This window comes from Bifidobacterium biavatii DSM 23969 (assembly GCF_000741165.1).
GTDB classification, from domain to species: Bacteria; Actinomycetota; Actinomycetes; order Actinomycetales; family Bifidobacteriaceae; genus Bifidobacterium; species Bifidobacterium biavatii.
The window spans coordinates 87,086-95,985 of the sequence record NZ_JGYN01000020.1; the positions used below are offsets into that span (position 1 = coordinate 87,086).

Consider the following 8,900-nt stretch of genomic DNA (forward strand, 5'->3'; position numbering starts at 1 on the left):
CGCGAGCTGATCCGCCGGAACGTCACGCCCGCCACTGGCATCGATCCAGATCGACACGCCAACCGCCTGCGCCGGCATTCTCGGAACCGTCGTCCGGAGGCACGAACGCGACTCCTTCGGCTTCGAGCAGACGCCGCTGCTCGTCCGGTCCGCCGAACGCGAAGCCGGGCGCGAGCGAACCGTCGCGAAACACGACGCGATGGCACGGGATCACGCCCGGCTCGGGATTGGCGTGCAATGCGAACCCCACGAACCGGGCGGCGCGCGGACGGCCGGCGAGCGCCGCCACCTGCCCGTATGTAGCCACCGTGCCGCGCGGAATCCGCCGCACCACGTCGTACACCTGCCTGTTGAACGTTCCGGTCATGCGTCCCATTATCGCCGATTCGCCGTGCCGCGCATACGAGGGCGTTCGTCCCGACGTGTCCCGACAATCAGGGGTATGAGTCCGAAGCATATCGAAGACATGTACGATGCGGTGATCGTCGGCGCGGGAGCGGCCGGCCTGTCCGCCGCGCTGGGAGCGCTGCGATCCGACGCTGTGAAGGGCCTGCGCGAGGCGGGTATCGAACCGAAGATCCTAGTGATTTCGAAGCTGCAGCCGTTGCGCTCGCACACCGGTTCGGCCGAGGGCGGTATCGCCGCGAGCCTTGGCAACGTGGAGGCCGACGACTGGCATTGGCATTACTATGACACGGTCAAGGGCGGTGACTGGCTGGTTGACCAGGATGCGGCGAAGCTGCTGGCCGAGTACGCGCCGCAGACGGTGATCAATCTGGAGCGCGGCGGCGTCGCGTTTTCGCGCACCGACGACGGCCATATCGCGCAGCGGCGCTTCGGCGGCCATACGCGGGACTTCGGCGGCGAACCGGTGCGTCGCGCGGCCTATGCGGCCGATCGTGTGGGCCATCAGATCCTGCACACGCTGTGGCAGGAATGCGTGGGCGCGGGCGTCGAATTCGCTGAGGAATGGTATGTGACCGACCTTGTGCTGGATGAGCAGGGCGATCGTGTCGCCGGTGTGGTCGCCTACGACACGCATGCGGGCGCGACGCATGCGATTCATGCGCGCAACGTGCTGCTCGCCACTGGAGGCGCCGGCCGCTTATTCCATACCACGTCGAACTCGTGGGATCTGACCGGCGACGGCATGGCGCTCGCATTGGCCGCGGGATTGCAGTTGGAGGACGCCGAGTTCGTGCAGTTTCATCCGACCGGGCTCGCTCACACGGGCATTCTGCTGTCCGAGGCGGCGCGCGCCGAAGGTGGCGTGCTGCGCAACGCGGACGGCAGGGCGTTCATGGCGGACTATGCGCCGGAACACCGTGATCTTGCCGCTCGCGACGTGGTGAGCCGTTCGATCATGGCTGAAATCGACGCGGGACGAGGCGTGGCCGATCCGAAGGATCCGGACGGCCCGAGGGACTGCGTGTGGCTGGACATGACCGGTATTGACAAGGATCATATGGAAGCCGTGCTGCCGCAGGTCGTCGAAACGGTGCGCAAATACGCGAACATCGATCCGGCCGTGGATTGGGTACCGGTCAAGCCGACCGCGCACTACACGATGGGAGGTATTCCGATCACCACGGACGGCGAAGTCTACCGTTGGATTGACGGCGGCGACGCCGACGCGGCCGACAGCCATCGTTCGATCGTCGCCGGTCTGTTCGCGGCGGGCGAATGCTCGTGCGTGTCCGTGCATGGCGCGAACCGTCTCGGCGGCAATTCGCTGCTTGACGCATGCCTGTTCGGCACGCGGGCCGGTCAGACGCTGGCCGCGCGCATCGCGGAACATCCCGTGGACGATCCGATGGACGACGGTGCCGCCGATGCGGACGAATCCGCCGTGGAGGCGGTTGATGCCGCAGCGGTTGCCCGAGGTGACGCGCTCGCCGCGCTGCTCTCCCCCGTTCCCGCCGATGATGACGAGACCGGTGCCGCCGACGACAATCCGTATCGTCTGCTCGCCGATCTCGGCCGCGTCATGGAACGGGCCGTGGCAGTCCGTTGCAGCGCGCAGACCATCGCCGACGCGCTCTGCACGCTGCGCCACGAATTCGAGCCGCGTGCGGCCGCATTGCACGCGCACAGCGACACTGCGGCATTCAATCAGGAAGTCACCGCGATCTGGGAAGCACAGCATCTTGTGACGCTTGCCAACGCCGTGCTCCGCGCGTCCGACGCGCGCCACGAGTCACGCGGCTCGCTCAAACGGCTCGATTTCCCCGAGCGCGACGATGAACGGTTCCTCGCCCATTCGATGATCGACGCGTCATCCGACGGCGTTCGCTGGCAGCCGGTGCATATCGCCGATTATCCGCCGCAGGCGCGGGCGTACTGATCCGCACGCCCGTTACGTCTGGCCGTGAGCGTCGCCCGCGTGCGGTTTGCCAAGCATAGGCGGCGCTCGCGGTCGGGTTCGGGTTTCAGCCAAGCAGTGGTCCGTGTCCGGCCACGGCTTATGGCACAATATGATGTCGATTCTTGTGTTGAGGGAGGCAGTATGAGCGGCATGGACGATGCGTTGACCACGGTGACGCTGAAGGTGAACAGGTTCACGCCGCGTCCGGAACGCGACCGCGGAGCGCGCGGAGGCTCCCCGTTCGCAAAGAAAAGCGGCTCCCCGTTCGGCGGCAGTTCGTCGCGCAACCGTCGCCCCCACGGCAAGCAGTGGGTGCAGGAGTACACGCTGCGGGTCCGTCCCGAGGACACGGTGCTCGACTGCCTGCTGACGGTCAAGCGCACGGTGGATCCGACGCTGGCGTTCCGCTATTCGTGCGGTCATGGCATGTGCGGTTCGGACGCGGTGTCGATCAACGGCACGCCGACGCTGCTGTGCACAGCCACCGTCGCCGATTGGGCCGTACGACCGAATCCGCTCGCCCAAGCCGACGACGAGGGATTCCGCCATACCGGCGATGCGGATGACGCTGCGGCGAATGCTCACGAGGACGATTCCGGGCTCGGCGTGATCGAGCTCGCTCCCCTGCCCGGATTCCCTGTGCAGCGTGATCTGATCGCCGACATCGACCCGATGCTCGACCAGATTCGCAAGCTCAAGCCGTATCTGCAGGCCGACGGCGTGCTCGCCACCACCAGCGAAGGCAAGGTGGACGTGTTCGAATACCTGCAGAATCCGCAGCAGCTTGCCAAATACGAAATGCTCACGAACTGCATCGCCTGCGGCGTGTGCGAAGGCAGCTGCCCTGTGTTCGCCGGCGGCGATGCGTTCATCGGCCCGGCCGCGCTGATCGCGGCGTCCCGGTTCGTCAATGATTCGCGGGATACGGCGACCGCATCACGTCTCGACGCAATCGACACGGCGGATGGCGTGGCCGCCTGTCAGTCGGTGCGCGCATGCTCGCGGCAGTGCCCGCGCGGCATTGACGTCGGCGAGGAGATGTGGCAGATCGTCGCTCGGGTGAAGGAACGCTGATCACGCCCGTTCGACGTGATTCGTTGCTCGTTACAGTAGGTGGTTATGGACAGGACATCGTATACGAATCTCGCCAAGGCTTGGGAGTTCGCGGAGGATCATGCGTTCACCCTGCAGCCGGAGGCGCTGGCTTCGGCCCGCGTACAGGCCGAGGAGGCGGGGTTCCCGCAGAGTTCGGCGGCTCAGGCCGCATGGCTGGCGATGCTGGTGAAGCTCACCGGCGCCACGTCAGTGATTTCGGTGGGCACCGGTTCCGTGGTGGAAACCCTGCAGCTGGTCAACGGACTCGGCAATGCCGGCCAGTTGACCGCCGTCGACTCGTCCGCGCAGGGCATTGCGCTGCTGCGCTCGCTGTTCGGCAAACTGTCCGATCGGACCGCGACCCGTCTGCGCGCGGTCAATGCGCCTGCCGGCGTGTTTTTGCCGCGGTTGAACGGCGCCGATTATGATCTGATCGTTGTCTCCGGAGACGTGGAGAACTACGCGTCCACGTTCGAGCAGGCGCCGCGACTGCTGCGCGGTCATGGCGTGGTCGCGTTCACCGACGTGTTCGCGCTGGAGACGCCGAACGCGAACGGCGGCCTGCTCAATCCGGCAGATCGTGGGCCCAAGGCCGTTGCCATGCGCGAATTCATTTCGCTGGTTGAATCGGACGAACAGTTCGACTCGTCGCTGACTCCGACCGGCACTGGACTGCTCGTCGCGGTCAAGCGCTGACGGTTTCCACGTCTTCAAAGTACTTTGCTGTCCGAGGCGGTCTCATCGGTTTTCCACACGATGAGACCGCCTCGTCGCATTATCAGCACACACTCTGCGTAATCGCTGCGTAATTACCGTCACACGCCGCTGGTGGCGATGAGGGCGGCTTCGTCCGCGTCGTCGGTGACGCGCACGAGATCAGGGTCGAGCGGCGAGATCATGCCATGATCCATCACTGGACCGTTCAGCCAGTCGAACAGGCCCTGCCAATAGGCGGAACCGTAGAGCACCACCGGCATTTTCGTGGCCTTGTGGGTTTGCACGAGGGTGAGCAGCTCGAACATTTCGTCGAGCGTGCCGAAACCGCCCGGGCAGACGATCACGCCGGACGAATACTTGCAAAACATGGTTTTGCGCACAAAGAAGTAGCGGAAGCTCAAGCCAAGATTCACGTAGCCGTTGAGTCCCTGTTCGCGAGGCAGTTCGATGCCGAGGCCAACCGATTTGCCGCCCGCTTCGGCCGCTCCTCTGTTGGCCGCCTCCATGATGCCGGGACCGCCTCCGGTAATGACGGCGATGCCCCGTTCGGCGATGAGCCGGCCCATGCGCCGCGCCGCCTGATATGCAGGTTCGTCCGGCTTGGTGCGGGCCGAGCCGAACACGCCGACTGCCGGGCCCAGATCGGCGAGCGTGTCGAAGCCTTCGACGAATTCGGATTGGATGCGCAGCACGCGCCACGGGTCCATGTCGAGCCAATCGTGGTCGTGGTCGTCGCTGAGCAGTCGTGCGGCGCTGCTGTCAGAGGGGATCATGTTGCCGCGCATGATGGCCGGGCCGCTCTGATAGGTCATGCCGAGCGGAGACGCCCCGTGATGCCCGCTCGGCGCGGCGGCGGTACTCGCCCAGTTGAGGGTTTCGCTATCGTCCACGTGATCGTGTTCAGTGCTGGCCATGATGCTCCTTCCAATGCCGTGATTGATGACTGAGCAGAATACCCGACAGCGTCGCCGCCACCAACGACCCAACGAGCACGCCGAAGCGCGCTTCCGCGGAGAGCTCCGCGTTCGCATAGGCGAGGGACGCGATGAGGAACGATACGGTGAATCCGATGCCGCAGGCGCAGGCGGCGGGAATCATGTCGCGCACGCGCAATCCCCTCGCCATGTTCAGCCCGGCCACATGGGTGGAAATCCATGCCGTGGCGAGAATGCCGAGCGGCTTGCCCACGACCAGCGCGACGATCAGCGCGATGACCAGCGGCGAGAGCAGCAGCATGGGGCTAAGCGATTCGAAATGCACGCCCGTGGCGAACAGGGCGAATACCGGCAGCGCCAGCAGAGCGGAAAACGGCTGCAGTTTGCCGGCGTAACGCTCGGCACGGGGAGTGTCCTCCCCGAACATCTCACGGGACGGGGTGAGCAGGCCGACCAGCACGCCGGCGAGCGTCGGGTGCACGCCAGCCTCGAACATCATCACCCATGCGAGGACGCCAACGATGCCGACCGCGATCCACGGCACGCGTTTCAGCCGCACCAGCAGGTACCAGACGGCAGCGCAGGCGGCGATGCCAATGAACCAGTACCACGCGTTGAGCGATGTGAAGAACACGGCGATGAGGATGATCGCCAGCAGGTCGTCAACGGTGGCGAGCGTCATCAGGAACGCGCGGATGGAACCAGGTAATCCTTTGGCGAACAAGGCCAGCACGGCGAGCGAGAACGCGATGTCCGTGGCGGTGGGCACGGCCCAGCCGTGTGCCATTTCGCCGAACGGGATGGAGCTGCCCGTAGTGGTGAGCACGAGGCTGCCCATCTCCCCCGGGCCGAACCGGGAGAACAGCGCGATGACGGCGGTGAACAGCACCGGCGGCATGATCATGCCGCCGACCGCGCACAGCATGGGCACGGCGGCCGCCTTGGGATTGGCAAGCGAGCCGGTGGTGAGCTCCTGCTTGAGATCAAGGCCGACAGTCAGGAAGAAAATGGTGAGCAGGCCATCCTGCGCCCAGTGGCCGATGGGCAGGTCGATATTGGTGTGCGGCACCGCGACGTGTGTTTCCGCGACCGTTTCGAACAGGTGCGCTGTGGCCGGCAGGTTCGCGAGCACAAGTCCGAGCAGCGCGAATCCAAGCATGATGAGACCGGACAGCCGGTCAGAGGCTGCGATGCGGCGCATCGTCGCCCATACTCCATGATTGCTGGCCATGTTGCCTCCGTGGTCTGCGCCGCGTAACGGATCGTCGCGGGGTGTGCGGTATATCTGCCATCCATCATACCGAACATATGTTCGCATGTTCAGCCGGAGGCGCAAGCGTCTCACCAGCATGCCCGGATATTGGAAAAGCCCTTGGGAGCATTCGCTCGCAAGGGCTCATGTGCGCCAGACAGGATTCGAACCTGCGACCTGCTGATCCGTAGTCAGCTGCTCTAATCCGCTGGGCTACTGGCGCAACACCACTCTTTTACCTCTTGTGGCCAGAGGCGTGCGCCAGACAGGATTCGAACCTGCGACCTGCTGATCCGTAGTCAGCTGCTCTAATCCGCTGGGCTACTGGCGCATGTTGTCTTGTTTTTGGCAACTCGAAGAGGATACAACAGCATCAGGCATGACGCAAATGGGCGTGTCGCGCCGGTCGCGCAATCCGACGATTGTACGCAACCGGCAGAATTCCGCGGAAACGGAACAGAACGTCCACGACGCATCCATCACCCAGCAATCCTGCGCAGCTGGGCCGTGTCGGCCCGCACGTACTTCGGCCGACCCTCCCCGCTCACCGCGGCGGCGTCGACAATCACCTGATCGACGTCGTCGAGGCTCGGCAGCTCGAACATCGTCTCCTCCAACGTCCGTTCGATGATCGAACGCAAGCCACGCGCACCGGTGCCCTGCCGTATCGCAGTCGCGGCGACCGCGCGCACGGCCTCTTCGGTGAACGCGAGATCCACGCCGTCCGCCGCGAACATCTTGCGGTACTGTTTGACCAGCGCATTGCGCGGCTCGACGAGAATGCGCGCCAGATCGTCCTCGGTCAGCTCGTCCAGCACGCTCAAGACCGGCAGTCGGCCGATGAATTCGGGCAGCAGGCCGAAATCGGCCAGATCGTCGGCATTGACCTGCGCGAGCAGCTCCTCCGGTCTGACCTCGCGGTCGTGCCACGCCGTGCCGAAACCACTGGATCGCGTGCCGAGACGACGGCCGATGATGTCCGTAAGGCCGACGAACGCGCCGCCGCAGATGAACAGAATGCCACGCGTGTCGATCTGCACGGTCTCCTGGTCCCGGTGCTTGCGCGTGCCCTCGATCGGCACGGAGGCGAGAGTGCCCTCGAGGATCTTGAGCAGCGCCTGCTGCACTCCCTCGCCGGACACGTCGCGCGTGATGGACGTGTTCTCGCCCGACTTGCGCGCGATCTTGTCGATTTCGTCGATGTACACGATGCCGTGCTGCGCGCGCTCGACGTCGCCGTCGGCGGCCTCGATGAGCCGCTGGAGCACGGTTTCCACGTCGTCGCCCACGTAGCCGGCCTCGGTAAGCGTGGTGGCATCGGTGATGACGAACGGCACGTTCATGACGCGCGCGAGCGTCTGTGCAAGATACGTTTTGCCCACGCCCGTGGGACCGAGCAGCAGGATGTTCGACTTGGCGACCTCGACGTCGTCGAGCGGGTCGGTGCTGCGACCGTGGCGCGAGGAACGGATGTCCCCGTCGCCCAGCTGCGACGCCGATTCGCGCAGTTCCAGATTGACGCGCTTGTAATGGTTGTAGACTGCCACCGACAGCGTGCGCTTGGCCGCCTGCTGGCCGACGACGTACCGGTCGAGATAGGCGCTGATCTCGGCCGGCTTGGGCAGGGACAGCGCGTTCACGTCAGCACCGCGCCGCCGCTCCTCGGAGATGATCTCGACGCACAGTTCGATGCACTCGTCGCATATCGCGGCGGTCGGCCCGGCCACCAGCTTGTGCACCTGATGCTCGGTTTTGCCGCAGAACGCGCAGCGCGGCACGTCCTCGTTGTAGCTCACCACACGTCCCATGTCGCTCTCCTGTCGCGCTCTGATCTTTTCGGTTGCGCCGCATACCGCGTCGCATACGAAGATACCCTCGGCCGGAACCCGGCTGAGGGTATCTCATGACGGAACTCACGAACGGTGCTCGAGCACCTCATCGACGATGCCGTACGCCTTGGCCTCCTGAGCGGTCAAGAACGTGTCGACCTCGATGTCCTTGCGGATCTTCTCGATGTCCTGTCCGGTGTGCTTGGCAAGCGTGTCCTCCAGCCATGCGCGCATGCGCAGCATCTCCTTGGCCTGGATTTCGATTTCGGTGGCCTTGCCGAAGCCCTGGTCAATGGCTGGCTGGTGGATGAGCACTCGCGCGTTCGGCAGGATCAGGCGCTTGCCTTTGGCACCGGCGGCAAGCAGGATCGCAGCGGCGGACGCGGCCTGGCCGAGGCACACGGTCTGCACGTCGGGCTTGATGTACTGCATGGTGTCGTAGATCGCGGTCATCGCGGTCATGGAACCGCCGGGCGAATTGATGTACATCATCACGTCGCGGTTCGGGTCCATGCTTTCGAGCACGAGCAGCTGGGCCATGATGTCGTCGGCCGACGTGTCATCCACCTGCACGCCCATGAAAATGATGCGGTCCTCGAACAGCTTGGTGTACGGATCCTGCGTCTTCATGCCGTACGGCGTCTTCTCGCTGAACTGCGGCAGGATGTAGCGGTCCTGCGGCACGGCGGCGGCCACGCGACCTGCGA

General features: G+C 64.9%; 8 protein-coding genes and 2 tRNA genes. 3 read left to right on the plus strand and 7 right to left on the minus strand.

Annotated features, from left to right (window positions below; genetic code table 11):
* Window positions 1–22 precede the first annotated feature (22 nt).
* A complete protein-coding gene (locus tag BBIA_RS07740) occupies window positions 23–367 on the minus strand; it encodes an MGMT family protein (RefSeq protein ID WP_193786498.1) in 345 nt (114 codons plus the stop codon).
* A gap of 75 nt (window positions 368–442) precedes the next feature.
* Between BBIA_RS07740 and BBIA_RS07745 the strand changes: the two genes are divergently transcribed.
* The 3 genes from BBIA_RS07745 (at window position 443) to BBIA_RS07755 (ending at window position 4,156) form a co-directional block, all read left to right on the plus strand.
* Window positions 443–2,344 carry an FAD-binding protein gene (locus BBIA_RS07745; protein ID WP_033492114.1) on the plus strand — a complete coding sequence of 634 codons (1,902 nt, stop codon included), beginning with the start codon at window positions 443–445 and terminating at the stop codon, window positions 2,342–2,344.
* 162 nt (window positions 2,345–2,506) lie between these two features.
* Complete coding sequence (locus BBIA_RS07750; RefSeq protein ID WP_033492112.1) at window positions 2,507–3,439, plus strand: succinate dehydrogenase/fumarate reductase iron-sulfur subunit; 933 nt, start codon at window positions 2,507–2,509, stop codon at window positions 3,437–3,439.
* A 45-nt stretch (window positions 3,440–3,484) separates the two neighbouring features.
* Complete coding sequence (locus tag BBIA_RS07755; protein ID WP_033492110.1) at window positions 3,485–4,156, plus strand: O-methyltransferase; 672 nt, start codon at window positions 3,485–3,487, stop codon at window positions 4,154–4,156.
* A gap of 119 nt (window positions 4,157–4,275) precedes the next feature.
* Here the strand turns inward: BBIA_RS07755 and BBIA_RS07760 are convergent, their stop codons facing one another.
* The 6 genes from BBIA_RS07760 to BBIA_RS07785 form a co-directional block, all read right to left on the minus strand.
* Entirely contained in the window at window positions 4,276–4,989 is a 714-nt protein-coding gene (locus tag BBIA_RS07760) for an LOG family protein (RefSeq protein WP_033492161.1), read from the minus strand.
* Between the two features lie 88 nt (window positions 4,990–5,077).
* Window positions 5,078–6,343: a Na+/H+ antiporter NhaA gene (locus BBIA_RS07765; protein WP_033492108.1), complete on the minus strand. Its 1,266-nt coding sequence runs from the start codon at window positions 6,341–6,343 to the stop codon at window positions 5,078–5,080.
* A gap of 170 nt (window positions 6,344–6,513) precedes the next feature.
* Window positions 6,514–6,587, minus strand: a tRNA-Arg gene (locus BBIA_RS07770).
* Window positions 6,588–6,621: 34 nt separating this feature from the next.
* Window positions 6,622–6,695, minus strand: a tRNA-Arg gene (locus BBIA_RS07775).
* Between the two features lie 148 nt (window positions 6,696–6,843).
* Window positions 6,844–8,172: an ATP-dependent Clp protease ATP-binding subunit ClpX gene (gene clpX, locus BBIA_RS07780; RefSeq protein WP_033492107.1), complete on the minus strand. Its 1,329-nt coding sequence runs from the start codon at window positions 8,170–8,172 to the stop codon at window positions 6,844–6,846.
* Between the two features lie 105 nt (window positions 8,173–8,277).
* Window positions 8,278–8,900: ATP-dependent Clp protease proteolytic subunit (locus tag BBIA_RS07785; RefSeq protein ID WP_035138232.1), on the minus strand; the 623-nt coding region annotated here is incomplete at its 5' end.